This is a genomic window from Nitrosomonas nitrosa (assembly GCF_003051105.1).
GTDB lineage: Bacteria > Pseudomonadota > Gammaproteobacteria > Burkholderiales > Nitrosomonadaceae > Nitrosomonas > Nitrosomonas nitrosa.
Window position 1 is genome coordinate 88890 of sequence record NZ_QAOO01000013.1, and the last position, 16331, is coordinate 105220.

At 48.2% G+C, this 16331-nt stretch carries 17 protein-coding genes; 5 read left to right on the plus strand and 12 right to left on the minus strand.

The features are described from left to right. Nucleotides 1-19 precede the first annotated feature (19 nt). From C8R30_RS09140 to C8R30_RS09155, 4 genes are read left to right on the plus strand one after another with little or no spacing between them, the layout of a single operon-like run. Complete coding sequence (locus tag C8R30_RS09140) at nt 20-463, plus strand: YeeE/YedE family protein (RefSeq protein WP_107783918.1); 444 nt, start codon at nt 20-22, stop codon at nt 461-463. A gap of 16 nt (nt 464-479) precedes the next feature. Beyond that, complete coding sequence (locus C8R30_RS09145) at nt 480-836, plus strand: ArsR/SmtB family transcription factor (RefSeq protein ID WP_107783919.1); 357 nt, start codon at nt 480-482, stop codon at nt 834-836. A 41-nt stretch (nt 837-877) separates the two neighbouring features. After that, nucleotides 878-2572, plus strand: a complete 1695-nt coding sequence (locus C8R30_RS09150) for a bifunctional protein tyrosine phosphatase family protein/NAD(P)/FAD-dependent oxidoreductase (protein WP_107789985.1) — start codon at nt 878-880, stop codon at nt 2570-2572. A 6-nt stretch (nt 2573-2578) separates the two neighbouring features. Beyond that, nucleotides 2579-3397: a sulfite exporter TauE/SafE family protein gene (locus tag C8R30_RS09155; protein ID WP_107789986.1), complete on the plus strand. Its 819-nt coding sequence runs from the start codon at nt 2579-2581 to the stop codon at nt 3395-3397. Between the two features lie 251 nt (nt 3398-3648). Here C8R30_RS09155 and C8R30_RS09160 read toward each other — a convergent pair whose 3' ends face one another. From C8R30_RS09160 to C8R30_RS09190, 7 genes are all read right to left on the minus strand, one after another. After that, nucleotides 3649-4341, minus strand: a complete 693-nt coding sequence (locus C8R30_RS09160; protein ID WP_107789987.1) for a DUF6781 family protein — start codon at nt 4339-4341, stop codon at nt 3649-3651. Nucleotides 4342-4382: 41 nt separating this feature from the next. Continuing rightward, nucleotides 4383-5714, minus strand: a complete 1332-nt coding sequence (serS, locus tag C8R30_RS09165; RefSeq protein WP_107789988.1) for a serine--tRNA ligase — start codon at nt 5712-5714, stop codon at nt 4383-4385. 140 nt (nt 5715-5854) lie between these two features. Continuing rightward, on the minus strand, nt 5855-6382 hold the full coding sequence (locus C8R30_RS09170; protein WP_107789989.1) for an adenine phosphoribosyltransferase: 528 nt from the start codon (nt 6380-6382) through the stop codon (nt 5855-5857). A gap of 362 nt (nt 6383-6744) precedes the next feature. Beyond that, nucleotides 6745-8706 carry an alpha-amylase family glycosyl hydrolase gene (locus C8R30_RS09175; RefSeq protein WP_107789990.1) on the minus strand — a complete coding sequence of 654 codons (1962 nt, stop codon included), beginning with the start codon at nt 8704-8706 and terminating at the stop codon, nt 6745-6747. Nucleotides 8707-8840: 134 nt separating this feature from the next. Continuing rightward, complete coding sequence (locus tag C8R30_RS09180; protein ID WP_107789991.1) at nt 8841-9320, minus strand: nucleoside deaminase; 480 nt, start codon at nt 9318-9320, stop codon at nt 8841-8843. Between the two features lie 157 nt (nt 9321-9477). Then, nucleotides 9478-10059 carry a peptidoglycan L,D-endopeptidase MepK gene (gene mepK / locus C8R30_RS09185; RefSeq protein WP_107789992.1) on the minus strand — a complete coding sequence of 194 codons (582 nt, stop codon included), beginning with the start codon at nt 10057-10059 and terminating at the stop codon, nt 9478-9480. A 58-nt stretch (nt 10060-10117) separates the two neighbouring features. Further along, nucleotides 10118-11803, minus strand: coding sequence for a L,D-transpeptidase family protein (locus C8R30_RS09190; protein WP_107789993.1), 1686 nt, complete (start codon nt 11801-11803; stop codon nt 10118-10120). A 246-nt stretch (nt 11804-12049) separates the two neighbouring features. On the opposite strand from C8R30_RS09190, the gene C8R30_RS09195 reads away from it, so the two are divergent. After that, complete coding sequence (locus tag C8R30_RS09195) at nt 12050-12382, plus strand: hypothetical protein (RefSeq protein WP_090667001.1); 333 nt, start codon at nt 12050-12052, stop codon at nt 12380-12382. A 125-nt stretch (nt 12383-12507) separates the two neighbouring features. Here C8R30_RS09195 and C8R30_RS09200 read toward each other — a convergent pair whose 3' ends face one another. The 5 genes from C8R30_RS09200 to C8R30_RS09220 form a co-directional block, all read right to left on the minus strand. Next, entirely contained in the window at nt 12508-13194 is a 687-nt protein-coding gene (locus C8R30_RS09200; protein WP_107789994.1) for a Crp/Fnr family transcriptional regulator, read from the minus strand. A gap of 28 nt (nt 13195-13222) precedes the next feature. Continuing rightward, nucleotides 13223-13912: a peptide-methionine (S)-S-oxide reductase MsrA gene (gene msrA, locus C8R30_RS09205; RefSeq protein ID WP_258191974.1), complete on the minus strand. Its 690-nt coding sequence runs from the start codon at nt 13910-13912 to the stop codon at nt 13223-13225. A 2-nt stretch (nt 13913-13914) separates the two neighbouring features. Next, nucleotides 13915-14457, minus strand: coding sequence for a peptide-methionine (R)-S-oxide reductase MsrB (msrB, locus tag C8R30_RS09210; protein ID WP_090667005.1), 543 nt, complete (start codon nt 14455-14457; stop codon nt 13915-13917). A gap of 217 nt (nt 14458-14674) precedes the next feature. Further along, nucleotides 14675-15181: a hypothetical protein gene (locus C8R30_RS09215; protein ID WP_107783926.1), complete on the minus strand. Its 507-nt coding sequence runs from the start codon at nt 15179-15181 to the stop codon at nt 14675-14677. 393 nt (nt 15182-15574) lie between these two features. Beyond that, a partial coding sequence (locus tag C8R30_RS09220) for an IS1380 family transposase (RefSeq protein WP_181258727.1) occupies nt 15575-16331 on the minus strand: 757 nt, incomplete at its 5' end.

Here is a 16331-nt window from a genome sequence, read left to right on the forward strand (position 1 = left end):
TGATTGAGGAGTACACTAAATGATTACGATGGTTGTCGCGTTACTGGCAGGACTGGTTTTTGGCATAGGGTTGATTTGGTCGGAGATGGCCAATCCTGCCAAGGTTTTGGCGTTTCTCGATATGACGGGTTCCTGGGACCCTTCGCTGGCATTCGTCATGATCGGTGCGATCAGCGTGGGTGCAATTGCCTTCAGCGTGGCGCGCCGCCGCGGTCAGACCTACTTAGGTTCTTCCATTCAGCTTCCTACTTCGCGCGTTATCGACAAGCGCTTGCTGCTAGGCAGTCTGGCATTTGGCATCGGCTGGGGGATGGCAGGTATTTGCCCAGGTCCGGGACTTGTGCTGGTGGGGGCAGGTAATCTGCACGGCATAGTATTTGTCGTGGCGATGCTGGTCGGCATGGGGATTTTTGAAGTGCTAGAGCGGCGCCGTGCGTCACATCCAGATGCAAAGAAAAAATAAATTTGAGTAGCAGACTATGCTGAGAGATCAATCCATTTTAGAGCAAACAGAAAAAACCGCGGATTTGGTCGATATCTTGTCGAGCAGAGCCGCTGCGGCACAGGCGAGCACTTTGCTGAAAGCATTGGCAAACGAAGATCGTTTACTCATCCTATGTCAGCTTGTACGTGGCGAAAAGAATGTAGGTGAGCTGGAACGTCTACTGGGTATCCGTCAGCCCACATTGTCACAGCAGCTTACCGTGTTACGTGAAGAAAAGCTCGTCAGTACCGAGCGCAAAGGCAAATTCATCTACTACCGCTTGGCGAGTCAGGAGGCATTAGAGATCATGCAAACTTTATACCGGCTTTATTGTGCGGATACAAACGAGTAGTGAGCGGAGTCAATCATTCGACCCTTTCTGGAGGTAAAAAAATGAACGTTTCCACGACTAAACTGAATGAGAAGCTGTCTGTTTGCAGCCAAGTCACTATCGATGATTTGGCAGAAATTGCCAAAGCAGGCTATAAATCCATCATTTGTAATCGCCCTGATCAAGAAGGCGGGGCAACGCAGCCAACTCATCAGCAACTCGAAAAGGCTGCCCACTCACTGGGTATTCAATTTGCTTACCTGCCGGTTGAAATTGGTAAGGTTTCCATGGAGAAAAGTGAAGCATTCCACAAATTGCTTACGGAATTACCAGGCCCGGTGCTGGCATTTTGTGGGTCCGGTAAGCGTGCGACCGCTCTTTATGAGTTGACTCAATTGGAAACGGATAAAATGAAATCTGAGGAAGAAACCGTAACGGCTGCTTGCAGTTGGACAGAGCAGGCACCTGAAACAATACCTGTGCCGCATGGGTCAACGGAGAAATCGCTTTTAGTTACGGCTGCCTGTAATTGGGGTAATGCTTTTGATATCGTCGTGGTAGGTGGCGGTGCGGCGGGTATTGGTGTGACAGCGAGTTTGTTGCACCGACGACCCAGCTTGCGCATCGCCATAATCGAGCCCAGTGACAAGCATTATTACCAGCCCGCTTGGACGCTGGTGGGTGGGGGTGCTTTTGACGTCACCCAAACGGTAAGGAATATGGCTGATGTCATTCCACCCAAGGCAGAATGGATACAAGCAGCGGCGTCTGGATTCGACCCGGACAACAATCTGGTTCAATTAGCGGATGGCCGAGCGATTGGCTATCGGCAGTTGATCGTTTGTCCGGGTATTCGTTTAGCTTGGGAAAAAATCGAAGGTGTACAAGAAACGCTGGGTAAAAATGGCGTGACTTCCAACTATCAATTCGATCTTGCTCCTTATACTTGGTCACTGACAAAAAGCCTAAAAAGCGGCAAGGCGCTATTTACACAACCTCCCATGCCTATCAAATGTGCGGGTGCGCCGCAGAAAGCGATGTACCTGTCATGCGACCATTGGCTGCGTGAACGCACGCTGGATCATATCGAGGTTGAATTTAACACCGCGGGTGCCGTTTTGTTTGGGGTGGCTGATTTTGTGCCTTCACTGATGGAATACGTCAAGCGTTATCATGCCAAACTGGTTTTCAATGCCAACCTGGTCAAAGTTGATGGGGCTCATAAAATCGCTACTTTCGAGATCAAGGACAGTGAGGGGAATGTCGCGCGTGTCGATAAACCGTTTGATATGCTGCATGTCACTCCTCCACAGGTTGCGCCTGATTTTCTCAGCAAAAGTCCATTGGCGGATGCGGCAGGATTTTGTGAAGTCAATCCCAAAACCTTGCAGCACGCGCGCTATCCCAATATATTCTCGCTTGGTGATGCTTGTTCTTCGCCGAATGCCAAAACGGCTGCTGCAGCGAGAAAACAGATTGTCATCGTCGCTGAAAATTTACTTGCAGCCAAAGAAGGAAGGGAATTCCCCAATACTTATGATGGCTACGGTGCTTGTCCACTGACCGTCGAGAAAGGCAAGGTCATCCTGGCGGAATTCGGTTTTGGTGGTAAATTGCTGCCGACTTTCCCGCTCGTCGATCCAACCTTACCCAATCGATTTGCCTGGCTGCTCAAAGCCAAATTATTCCCTTGGCTTTACTGGAATGCTATGTTGAAAGGCCGTGAATGGCTCACTCGCTCAACTGCCGCAAATTAAGCTGACATGGAAATCTATTTAATCGAAGTGTTACTCGGGTTGGTGACCGGGTTTATCCTGGCATTGACAGGAGCAGGCGGCACCATCATCGCGGTGCCGCTACTGATGTTCAGTTTGCACCTGACCGTAGCTGAAGCCGCTCCCATCGGTTTGCTTGCTGTGGGGTTGTCCTCTGCGATCGGTGCTTTGTTGGCGTTCAAGCAGAAAAGAGTGCGGTATCGGGCAGCGAGCTTGATTGCGGTCACCGGTGCGCTGACTGCGCCTGTGGGCATATGGGTTGCGCAACAATTACCCAATGCACCGTTGACTTTGCTGTTTGCCAGCGTGCTGATGTATGTCGCCGTACACATGTTTCTGCAAAGCCTACATGAAAACGAAAAAGACGCAAGAATATTGGCCGCGCCTCCTTGCCGTTTGGATGATATCAGCGGACGGTTGATTTGGACGTTTCCTTGCTTTCGGGCATTAGCCCTTGCTGGAACGTCGGCAGGTTTTCTATCGGGGCTCCTAGGCGTGGGAGGGGGCTTCGTGATCGTGCCAACCCTCAGTAAAGCGACGAACCTGACCATGCAGTCCATACTGGCTACCTCGCTGGCCATTGTTGCGCTGATTTCCATGACAGGTGTGATATCGGCCATTGCCATGGGTGCGCTGAACTGGTCGATCGCAATTCCTTTCTGTGTAGCCACGATTGTAGGCATGCTAATCGGACGCGTATTTGCCGATCGCTTTGCCGGGCCCAGGCTTCGGCAAGGCTTTGCAATACTTGTGGGTTGTGTAGCGTTGATCATGGTGACCAAAGTGATCTGGACAGCGATCTTTTAGAAGGGTCCTTTGCGCAAACGCTATGCTGAATCGATGACCGACCGCGTCCGTTCAGCTTGCTAAACCGTCAACTGCATGTATGATAGCGTTCGGTAGCTTCACAAGCAGAATGGTACGGCTGTGCCACTATGGGTTTATCGCGGGATGATTGCTATCAAGTTTTGGGGTAATGATCAGAAATCGTGTTCACTCATCAGCCAGTACCGACGATGGGGCGGCTGGTGAGTGTCGGTAGTCCATTGGGTAAAAGCTTATTTCTGACTGCCAGATTTGCTGGTCTGCTCAGAAATGCCTGTCAACACGCCTGTGGCAATTTTATGTAACAGATCGGCGGTTGCTTGCGTGAGTTGCAAGCCTACTTCAAATTGGGCATGTCCTACCGACCCTATTTGGTGCGAAAAGGTTGCTAACGTATCTTGCAACTGAGCACCGATGGCTGTGCCATTGCGTATTGCATGCGCGAGTAGATCGTTTAGCGTGTCAGCAATCACCCCTTCTGCGGCAGAAGCCGTGCGTTTCACGACATCCAAGAACAAATCTTCTAGCGCTTCGAGATCGGCACGTGTTTTGGTGAGTTCCTCGCGTGAGAATTGTTGTGCTTTTCCAGCTGCTTCTTCCAGTGCTAATTTTGATGCCTCGGCAAATTGTGCAAAGGCAGTGTCCAGCCCAGAAACCGCGTTACTAATCTGAGCCTGGGCTGTGTGTGTTTGCTCCGATGCCAGCTGCAGTTTCTGCTGTGCGCCATCATGGGCGCCTTGCATCACAGCGGCTGCAATCCGGCCAAGCGACTCGGGGTCCAAGCTTTTTGCATGCATGGCTTTGAGTGTCAATTGCCGCACCGTTTCCTTGACATCGCCACCATGAGCGATTGCCTCGCGGATATCAGCTTCAAGTTTGGCTATTTCGTCTTGGTTATGGGTCGTGCTATTACTTTCATTTTGCATTTTAATACCCTCCGGATTAAGAGAAACGTGTCACATCGGGCTCATTGTCCGCTTTCGATGGCGAGTTGGTCAAGGCCGCCCATATAAGATTGTAAAGCAGATGGAATCGTCACGCTGCCATCTGCGTTTTGGTAGTTCTCGAGAATGGCTACCAGCGTTCGGCCAACTGCCAGTCCAGAGCCATTGAGTGTGTGCAGCAATTCCGGTTTGCCTTTTTCATTACGAAAGCGCGCCTGCATACGCCGTGCTTGGAAAGCCTCACAGTTGCTGCAAGAAGATATTTCGCGGTAGGTATTTTGGGCAGGTAGCCACACTTCGATATCATAGGTCTTCGCCGCCGAAAAACCCATATCACCAGTACACAATGTCATCACCCGATAGGGTAATGCTAATTTCTGTAAGATATTCTCGGCGTGACTGACGAGTTGTTCCAGTGCTTCATAGGATTTTTGTGGATGCACGATATGTACAAGCTCAACCTTATCGAACTGGTGCTGGCGGATCAACCCCCTCGTGTCTTTACCATAGCTACCTGCTTCCGAGCGGAAACAGGGGGTGTGAGCAACCAATTTCAGTGGAAGTTGTTCAAGGGGGATGATCTCTTCACGCACTATATTGGTCAGTGGTACCTCCGCCGTCGGTATGAGATGCAATTTGAAAGGGTGTTGCTCGGTGGGTACCGTCGAATCGGACAGGCTGCTGCTGCCCGCATGCACGGCAAACAGATCTTCCTCGAATTTGGGTAATTGGCCGGTGCCCCGCAAACATTCTGCGTTGACCAAATAGGGGACATAAACTTCTGTGTAACCATGTTCCTGGACATGGGTATCCAGCATGAATTGCGCGAGCGCACGATGCAGGCGTGCGATGCCGCCTTTCATGACATTAAAACGCGCACCACTGAGCTTGGCAGCCGTGGCAAAATCCAGCAGCCCCAACGATTCTCCAATACTGACATGGTCTTGGATAGCAAAGTCAAACGTTCTCGGTGTTCCCCAACGCCGTATCTCGCGATTGTCCGCATCACTTTTTCCTTCCGGAACACTGTCATGCGCCAAATTGGGTGTGACTAGCAGAATCTGCTGCAGCTCAGCCTGAATGGATGCGAGCTGATTTTCGGCTTGCTTGAGCTCATCACCGAGCTGAGCGACTTCAGCCATGATCGCGCTCACATCTTCACCTTTTTGTTTGGCAATGCCGATCTGTTTGGAAGTCGCATTACGTTTCGCTTGGAGGGCCTGCGTATGTGTTTGTATGGATTTGCGTTGCGCTTCCAGCGCATTGAACTGCGCAATAGGGAAAGTATGGCCACGGCTGGTTAGACGTGCGGCAATATGATCCAAGTCGGTACGTAATAGTTGAATGTCTAGCATATCTGCTCCAAAAAGCGTAACTTATCTTAACTGATTGGGCGGATATTATGCCTGTTATTACGATTTTGCACTGATAATACTGTTGGTTTGCTAGACGATAGCGCTAACTTACCCGGTCGGTCGAGCTGATCGTGCGCTGCTCAATTTCCCTCAAATTGGCATAGCGAGAATACTTTCAATCCTTGCTTTTCCAGTTTTGCTCTTCCACCCACATCGGGTAAATCGACCACAAAACAACATTCGACAATTTCTCCTCCCATTTCTTGAACCAGCTTGGCCGCAGCCTCCATGGTGCCGCCTGTGGCAATGAGATCATCCACCAGTAAAATTTTTTCTCCTCGCTGAATCGCGTCGACATGCATCTCAATGCGGTCACTGCCGTATTCGAGTTGGTATTCACAGCCAATCGTTTCAGCGGGTAATTTACCAGGCTTGCGTATCGGTACAAAACCGACGCCCAATGCATAAGCAACCGGTGCGCCAACTATAAAACCACGCGATTCGATAGCGACGACTTTATCGATTTTAATCGATTGATAACGCGTTACTATCTCCTGGATGGTAGTACGTAACCCAATCGGATCTTTCAATAACGTAGTTACATCGCGGAATTGAATGCCTTCATGGGGATAATGAGGGATCGTACGGATACGGGATTTGATTGGCATAGGCTGTCTTGTTAATAAAGAATTAATTGTTTGGGGTAGTAACCGTTTCCAGTCAATCTAACCATTCTCAATGTGATCGAACAGCGTGTTCAGAGCTGATTAGACTAGATGGGCCATTAGAAGTATAAATACGAGACGTTATCTTAGCGTATTTTTAGCTATCTGGTAGTGCGAGTGAATTGTGCAAGATCAATCATCTATTCTGCTGGAGGAGCGTGGCTGGTCTGTTGACCGAAACTAATAGTTATCGTGATGATTTCAAGTGAATAGCGCAAATTGAGCGCAATCTACTCGGTTGAACAACCCCTATTCTGCGTTGACCACTCATGCTCACCAAATCCAATAATGACTAGGATGCGTGACTAAGGGTGATTGACAAGCACCAACACTTCTGAGGGTTGTACATTACGAATTTCTACAAATGCTGTCCCATCGTTCAATCGTTTGACTGGCAAATGAGAATCCACTGGATGGGCAACGGTGGCAGATGTGCCATTTGCTGATTCGTATGTATTGACTTTTACCGTCATTTCGCTGCCCGGAGGGTTGAGATTGGCATCGACGATGACATTGCCTCCACGTATTTCCCGCCCGTGTGCATTTACGATGCAGAGCGCTTCTTCATCATCAAGAATGCGTGACCATGCGATTATTTCGCCTGACTCGGCAAATCTGAAGGGTGCGTCAAAATTCGAGATAGCACGCAAATATTGCCGGCCATGACGCAGTACGGGAAATTGTTTGCGGAGCGCAGTGAGTGCAGCGATACGCTGATAAGTTGGAAAATCGGTTTGAAAGCAGTGTGCGCCTGCCGTTCCAAATGGCCCGAATCCAGGCAAAAAGAGGTCTTCCTTACCCGAATCGGTAGCCAGTCCCGCAAGGCCGGAACGTCTTGGATGCAGGGGGCCGAACATGGCTTCGCGCAGATACCGGTCGGCATGATCGCCGCCGTTGTATCCTGGCAGAAATTGTCGCTCGGATAGTTCCGGGCCAGCAAAAGATTGTTCGGTGCCATAGTAAATGCAAGGTATACCGAGGGTGAAAAGCTGGATGGCCACTGCAGTCACGATTTGCTGGTCAGAAGCCGAATTGCTGGAAAAGCGGATTTTTTCACCCGTTACATGATCATGATCGTCCAGAATGGAAACATGTCGTTGACCAATGTTACGGTGTGAACCCATTTCAGTATCGCCAGGATCGAAGCCGGCAAAGTAGGCATGGGCAGGGGCCAGTCCTTTGGCAACATATTGCAAAGTAGGCCGCATATTGCCGATATCGAGTGCGGCATCGAGATTTCGCCCCAATACGTCGAGATAGCGGTCTTGTGCAAAATCACCTCCAGCGACCTCACCAACCAGCAGGAAATTCATTTTTCCAATATTGGCTGCAAATTCTTTGATGGTGCCGCAGAAATTTCGGCCATGTTCGAAAGTGACATGCTTGAGTGTATCGATGCGGAAGCCATCGCAATCGGTCAATGCAATCCAATATTTATAGCATTCGGCAAGGTTGCTGAGTACGCTGTCGTAATCCAGATCAAAATCACGCAACGTAAAAAAATCGGTGCGCTTATGTTCAGCGTGTGGGTCATCCAGACTACCGCTTCCCAGATCGCCCAGGCCAGCGCGGCTATAACAGTCGGGGTCCTGCAACTCTTGTGGCCAAATACCTTCTTCTATGTCGTTGATCGGTTTGCTGGTCGATTGTCCCGTTTTATCAAGCCATGACCCAAAATCGTAGCGCTCGGGGAATGTCTTGAAAGCTGGTGTTGTTTCACCGTTTGGGTAGTTCCAATTCGATCCGGAATGATTGAAAATAATATCCAGCAGAATACGAATGCCCTTTTGATGAGCGGCTGCTACCAACTCGGTCAGATCTTTGCGTGTACCGAAGTGAGGGTCGACATCCAGAAAATGCTGAATGCCATAGCCGTGGAAAGTATCCAGGTGTCCACGTTGTTTGAAAACAGGACTTAACCAGATAGTCGAAATGCCGAGTGTCTTGAGATATTCAAGCTTCGATTCCACCCCTTTGAGTGTTCCACCTTGCCACCGGAAAGCACCGGATTCCGCCCAACGATCCCACCGCCAATTTTGCCCGTCATGCCCTGGTGGCCGTGCTGCGGGGCGATTTTTCCGGTCGAGCAAAGGCCGGTTGTCTTCTTGGCCGTCACTGAAGCGATCGATCAATAGAAAATATAGAATCTCATCCCGCCAATCAGCAGGGGAAGGATAATATCGTTGCCGTCGTGGAAGGGACACCTCGGACCGAATGCTGCGAGGCAGTGCACGTTGCAGAATTTGGGATGCGAATAGTGAGGCCATCTTCTCTCCTCCTCGGAAGATAGATTATCCTTGCAGATAATGGCAACTCTACGCCCAGTAGATGGCAGGGTCAATAAACTCTTTTGGCTGTGCGAGAAGCGAAGCGATTACGGATGTACCGTTATTTTTAAGATTTAATAGTGTGTTTTATCTGATTTATCAGACCACGCTGAGAACACCTTCAATGCTTCCGATCGCAATAGCTGTTTCATTGGTATTTTGCGCTGCTGGGGTTCGGCCATGATTTCTTCATAGATGAATTGATCATCAAAGCCAATGTGCGCTGCATCGACCCGTGTGCAGGCATAGAAGATTCTTTCTGGACGCGCCCAATAAATAGCACCAAGGCACATGGGGCAAGGTTCGCAAGTCGTATAAAGCGTGCATCCCTCTAGCTGAAAATGTTCTAAATGCAAGCATGCGTCGCGAATCGCGATGATCTCGGCATGCGCAGTCGGATCATTCCTGGCAATGACTTGATTGTTACCTCTGCCGACGATCCGTTGATTTTTAACGATTACGCAACCGAATGGGCCGCCTTCATTTTTGCTCGCGCCTTGAGCAGATAGGCGAATGGCTTCCAGCATGAATTGTTGGTGCTGTTCTTCAATCATGACGTTGCAAGAGCGGCAAAATTTGTAAGGTGGCTTATCCGAGGCAAGATCGGCACAGTCATCGTGCTTTGCCCCGGATAGATATGATTCAGATGCTACACATCCGGCACATTTTTAGATCAGTCTATTCTCGGACAGCCTCCAAGGTCAATCGATCTCACCAGTAGCGTACGTGCCCTGTATCCAGGTGGATAAAGTTAGAGTTCGGATAATAACCAACGCCGCCGACTTTCATCGATAGCGCTGCTTTTCTTAGGTTGGCCAAAGAGAATTCGGGCAATCGGATATCGATTGCCTTACCTTGCATGTGAAGACTTTGTTTTGCCACGCCGTTGTTTTGCATGGCGAGCATTTGATTGGTCTCCGGTGATCGATAGCCTGAAACCACCTGGAATTCCTTTTTTGCACCCATCCGGCTATGGAGGAGCTGCATCAAGTCGAGTAAACGAAGATCAATGGCATGCATTTTGTTTGTGCGATGATCGCGTAATACTTTTTCGATTTCTCTTAGCGCGCCAGGAATGTAGCGGCCTTTTTCCCAGTAAACCGATTTTACCCGCTCGCCCGTATGCAAATTCAGTAAAGCGAGTTGCTTGACGGATGTTCTGGGCGCGCTTGCATACGCCGTGGGTAATGCGAGCAATGCGCATGCACCAAGACCTGCTTTAAAGAAAAATCTTCGGGCAGTTCCCTGCTCCGTCAGTTGGTGATCATGTTCGTTAGTTTTTTGTAAAAGCATTCCGAGTCCTCCAATAAGATATCAAGAATAGATTGATTCTTGAAATGGATAAAATCGCTTACCACCGAGCATGCTTTAGTACTCGCTTATCTCGTCCATAAATATCAGATGAAAAATAAACATTATTTTGATCATCAATCCATGTCGTGAGATAGATCAAATAGATAGGTAAGCGTTTGGGTAAATGGACTGTCGTCGTTTTGCCCGTCTCTATTTTGGCAACGAGATCAGTCACTGCAGCGGGTTCATTTAATACAAATCCGGCTAATTGCAATGGTTTTTCCAGTCGAATACATCCAGAGCTGAATGTTCGAATATCCTTCCGAAACAATTGCTTGGAAGGCGTATCATGGAGATAGATGCTAAACGGATTGGGAAACATAAATTTGATCGTTCCCAAAGCGTTTTTCGCCCCTGGATCTTGCCGTAACACATAGGGAAAGCGCTTACCTAGTGTTTGCCAATCGATCGAATCGGGGTCCAAGGCATCGGTTTGGTAATCATGATTCGAATAAATTTTAATGCTTTGCGAGGCGAAATAAGTGGGATTGGCTTGTTGTTTGGGTAATAAATCCTTGGTGGCGATACTGTGAGGAATATTCCAGTAAGGATTGAGTACAAGGTGCGATATGCGACTATCGAAACTGGGTGTCGAGCGGTAATCGCGTCCGACGATAATGCGCATGGTCAGAACATGTTGTCCCTGCTCGATGGCCGCTAACTGGAAACCTGCAATATTGACGAGCAAATAGCGGTCGCCGAGTTCTCTAGGCAACCAGCGCAGACGTTCCATGTTGACGCGTAACTGCTGGATTTTTTGCTCCGGCGTTCGATTCAATGCGTCACGTGTATTTTTCCCGATAATTCCATCTGCATTCAATCCATTCCGCTCTTGGAATGCTTTGATCGCATCGACTAAGTGAGCGTCATATTTTTGATCATTGCTGAAAGGGAGATCGTATTCAGGGTAGCCGTATTGGACAAAATCATGTGCGATGCGCTTTCTTATCAGGGGAATGGCTGGATGACTCATGTTGGGTCGAATGAGTGGTGTTTCTGGTATGCTCGCCCAATGATTGCCTTGCGTGATTTGTTTACGGTAATGAGCCAATGCTTGCTTCATCAACTGATATATCTTCGTTGTCGGAGGCAAGCTTTCCAGCGATGCTTTTAAATCACCTGACGCTATGGCTTGCTGCAGGTAGGCTGCAGCATCGAAGTCAGGCTGCTTAATATGCCAATCCGGGTCAACCTCGGCAGCGGTCAGGCGCCCCCTGCGTAAATCCCGAGTGAGCAGCAATAATGCTTGAGTGGTTTGTAGTTCGAGTTCAAGCCACAGTGGTTTGGTATGTATCTGCTCACGCAGATACAATAGTTCTTCGAGCGCATAGTCCTGGTTATCCAAACCCTCTTGTTCTGCATTGGCGATAAATGCGATAACAATATCGTGTATGGGTGCCAATTTATCTTCCTGTACCCAAACAGGCTGATAATCATGCATTGCATAAAAACGCTTTAACGTTGCCAAAGCGAAATCATCGTTGTTTGATGAGGGGAGGGATATTCTATCAAGCCGATGACGCAATGACTGTGCGTTAATCGTATCGGCGATTGCGGGAAAGAAAATGCCTACTCCAATCGCGAACAAACCCATTTGTAGCGCCCGGATTTTTGTAACTATACTTCCTATGCTGCTATAGAAAAACCTGCTAATACCTTCCAGTTCTCCTGGTAGACTGCTCATGAAATATCGGTATGAATTATGCCAATTTATAATAGGTTTACGTTTTACCACATATCCTTCAGAATGCCTAAGAAAAAGTTGAGGTCATTTTATGGTTTTTTTTAAAAGATCAAAGAGCCCCTTGTTGCGCATAGCCTGTCGCTACGTAATTATTGACCCTGACAAAACCGTCGCGTAAAGTTGAATTTACTCGGTTCGATTACGAAAATATTGATATATAAATAAAAGAAGGGAGATTCATCAATCATGGATATCAAAAAGTGGAGCGAAGAAGAACTCACATCGACGCACGAAAAGCTTGATGCGTGGTGTCAAAAATACGCTAACACTAAATGGGGAGGAACAATGTGGTTTGTTACCGGATTGCTCGGCGCATTTGCGCTGTCGACCGGAGTCGTGTTCATTTTTTTCGACGGGATGACTGTAATGAGTTTTGTGTTGATGGTGCTCGGGGGAATCACCTGTTTTTCATGGTATAAAAGCGAGCAGCAACGTAAAAAGAATCGGGAATTTCTTGAAGAACTCAAGAGAGAAATTACACGTAGAGCCAAGCGGAAAGAAGAAAATCCGGCAAATTGAGAACTGTGATAGTTAATCTGTGTTAAGGATTATGAAGGATTAGCTTTTATTTGAACGCTTGATTAATAGGAAAGAGCAAGTCTGCTCAACTTCAATCAACGCTGAAAATTTGATCGAAGGTTGGTTCAATTTTGCGACAGAGCGGTGTCATTGACGCATATTTGCTCGCGCGTATAGTCGAGCATGCCCCGGTTTCTGAAATCATTCATGATCGTGCTGACCACTGGGCGGCTCGCACCAACTAGATCGGCAAGTTCTTGCTGGGTGAGAAAAATTTCTAGAGAAAAGCCATGGGTACAGCGTGTACCAAATAATTTTGCCAGTTCTAACAAAGTGGAAAAGACGCGTTTTTCGACGGGTTGGGTAAGAATAGCACGGAGCTTGCGCTCTATTTGTTGCTGCCGGGCATAGATCGTCCCGAAAACATGCCAGGTGGCTTCAGGTGAGTGAAACAGCAATTTCTTGAAATCGTCTTGTTCTATTCTATAAAGCGCAACGTTACCCAGGGCTTGAGCACTTTCTTCCATTGTCTGCATAACAGAATCACCTGACAAGTGACCGAGGATATGGCCAGGTTGAAGTAAGGCGAGCGTTAGTTCATTACCTTGCAAGGTGAGATGGGAAAGCTTGATGACACCTTGTTTTATCCAGAAAAAGCCGGTGCAAGACTCTCCTTGATGATAAAGGAAACATTTGTCGGAAACGGTAACAAGTTGCATGCTGGGACATACTTTTTGCCATTCTTCCCAATTCGGCGTCAGGAATGGGCTGAGTATCCCCGCTTTTGTTTGGCTTGGCTGCGGTGGGGGCATTGTTTTTCCAATATACCGATATACCGGTTTAACGTTTGTTTCCCCACAACTGGGCTAGACGCGCATCGCGGCCACATCGGCTGCGGTAATACGAATAACGGAGCGGGTTCTTGATATAGTAATCCTGGTGATATTCTTCTGCCGGATAAAATTCGGTGGCAGGTAAAATCTCGGTCACGATGGGCTGATGGAAATGACCAGATGCAACGAGCGCAGATTTGGAAGCCTCGGCTTGCATCTTCTGGTGGACATCTAGGTAGAAAATCGCGCTACGGTATTGCGGTCCGATGTCGCAGAATTGACCATTGGCTGTGATTGGATCGATGGTTGGCCAGTAAACTTCCAGCAACTTGGCGTAACTTGTTTTAGTGGGATCAAAATAGATTTTTACGGCTTCGATGTGCCCGGTTTTCCCTTTACTGACTTGTTCATAGGTTGGATTGGCAACTGTGCCGCCGATGTAGCCCGATAGGGTTTTGATTACACCTGGAACTTTATCGAAGTCCGCTTCAGTACACCAGAAGCATCCTCCTGCAAAGATCGCAATCTCGAAATTGGCCTCTTGTGCTGAAGGGTTTGCTGGATAGTCGATTCCAATGATATTCCGATTATCGGAGGGCTGGCATCCTGCCGTCATGATCAGAGCTAGTAGTGACCAAGCGAACAGCCAGGGAAAGTAGGCCCAATCGGATTTTGCTAACGCCTTATCATTCTTCATGGCTATCCCCTGAGTTCAGGGAGGGGTTCACCTTTCGGAATGAACCGCAGGGCCAGCCCATTGTTACACCAACGCTCACCTCTTGGGGGTGGGCCATCGGTAAAGACATGCCCTTGATGGCCGCCGCAACGTGCACAGTGATATTCTGTGCGGAGCATGATCAATTTGAAATCGCGTTTAGTACCGACATGACCGGAAATCGGCTGGGTGAAACTTGGCCAGCCTGTGCCACTGTCATATTTGTGCTGACTTTCGAATAGCGGCAGATAACACGCCGCACAGATGTAAGTACCATCGCGGTATTCTTTATTGAGAGGACTGCTCCCTGGCCGTTCCGTATCTTCTTCGAATAATACGCGATAGGCCTCGGGTGATAGTAAGGCACGCCATTCTTCATGGGGTTTTTCTAATGGGGTGACTGTAATGGGATCGATTTTAATAGTGGTACTCCTTTGTTTTTCAGCGACCAACTCACGTGAACATGATGATACAAAAGGGAGTGCCGCTAAAGCAATGAAACCTTCCAATACTGTACGCCGCTTCATAGTAAAGCCTCATTTCCAAGAACAATTAATCAAATTTTGGATTGTGTGTATTCCGTATAGTTCACAAAGTGCCTGATTTGTTCTGTCATGCTGCTTGAGGCAAGTAGTATTGCAGCCAACGTACAGTTTTCATGTGGAAAAAAGCAGTTCTGCGTAGAAAACTGGGTGGAAAAAACAAACCCCGCCTCAAGGCGGGGTTGTGGTTTGCGTAATAAGATTAGTTGCAACCTGATTCCGCAAAAATAACTTCCCAGTTCATGGAATTGCCGCGCCTATTCATAATGACGTTGTATTCATTGCCATCGACGAGAACGCAAGGAATAACCAATTCACCCGAAGCCAGATCAGCTTGTGCAACGGGAGGGGTAAAGGGGCCGGCAGGTACGCAGGCGCTGACATCATATTTGACATAGCCCGTAGTAGGGACATCATTTACTGGTGTTGACGTGGCTATATAGGCGTGTTTGCCAATGACTTTTATATCCATGGCACCAGGTACGGGTACCTGGATACTGGCTGCTGAGCCAGGAAGAAATGCATCAGTGGCTGGATCATAGGAGCACGTTAATGCTTCACTGGGTGAATCCGGTAAGATGGTCAGGCTGTTGTTGGTAGCCAAAAAAACGGCACGTTCTTTAAACACGACCATCGGGTCGGCATGAGCGGTGATAGCTAACAATGAGCCTATCATTGCAAGACTAAATGTTAAAAATAATTTTTTCATTTTCTTATTTTCTCCTTTTGTTGATTAATCTTAATCTAGAATAAGGCTTTTCTTCTTAGCGAAGAAATCGCCATTTCGCCATTTCTTTGATTGTGCGACTTCAACTTCATGATACAAGAAAAACAATCCTTCAACTATTTAACGTTAATAGTATCCGTTTTATTTCTACCGGTCAGTCTATAACCCAAATTCCGCGATTGAATTTTTAATTTCTCCCGCGGATGTCCCGAAGCATGATCGCAAAAGCGAAAGCGGGCAGAAAGCAGTGGATTTGATGACGTGTATGTGCATCACATTGCTATTTTCAGTGTTGCGGGTACATTTTAGCTTTTTGATGACGAATTTATCCTTTCCGCAGTGAGGCGGCACCGAGTAGATAAAGGAATGGGTCAGCTATGGAGCGAGGGATTGGGCTAATTGGTAGCTTTTAGTGCGGATGTTTTGGAATAACTGGACGGACTCGGTCGCGATCTTGAGTACCAGCGTACGCGCACGACGTACGAGCTTGCCTGGCAGATGAAACAGACGCCAACGTATTGTTGCCACTCGGTGTCGCTGCCATCCGCTGTCCAGGGCAGAATGCTTGAATAAAACGAACAAATTATGAGCGATTACACCGATACGAAAGAAAGCGGCATTGGCCTCGAATTGTCCACAGGGCATACGTTCCATACCAAAGCCGATTTTTAGCTCCTTGATGCCATTCTCGGAGACTTCGCCACGTTGGCGATACCAGACCAACGTATCTTCTGCAGACTCCTGGCGATTGCTAGCAATCACGTGATACTTGGGCTGATCATCAAACAGTTCAGCTTGGCATTTGTACTTGACTACGATCAGGCGGAACGCCTTGTGCGTTTCATTCATGCTGTGCGTGGTTTCGGCTATGGCGCAGTCAGCATAGTGTTTCCAGTCCGATTCGGGAATAGCCTCAATGGCCTTGAGGGTAGATGCGTCGAGCCGACCGCCAATGGCAAAGGTTTTGCTCGTTTCTTCACAGTAGTTGAAGATATCCGCCTGATAACCCGCTGAATCCAGACGAATATGGGCGATATGATGCCCCTTGGGCAGGTGAGTTTCACAGTCCTTGATGAATTCAAGATTTCTGCTGGCCGGAGCGGTGTTGCCTTCACGGAATTCATCATGAATC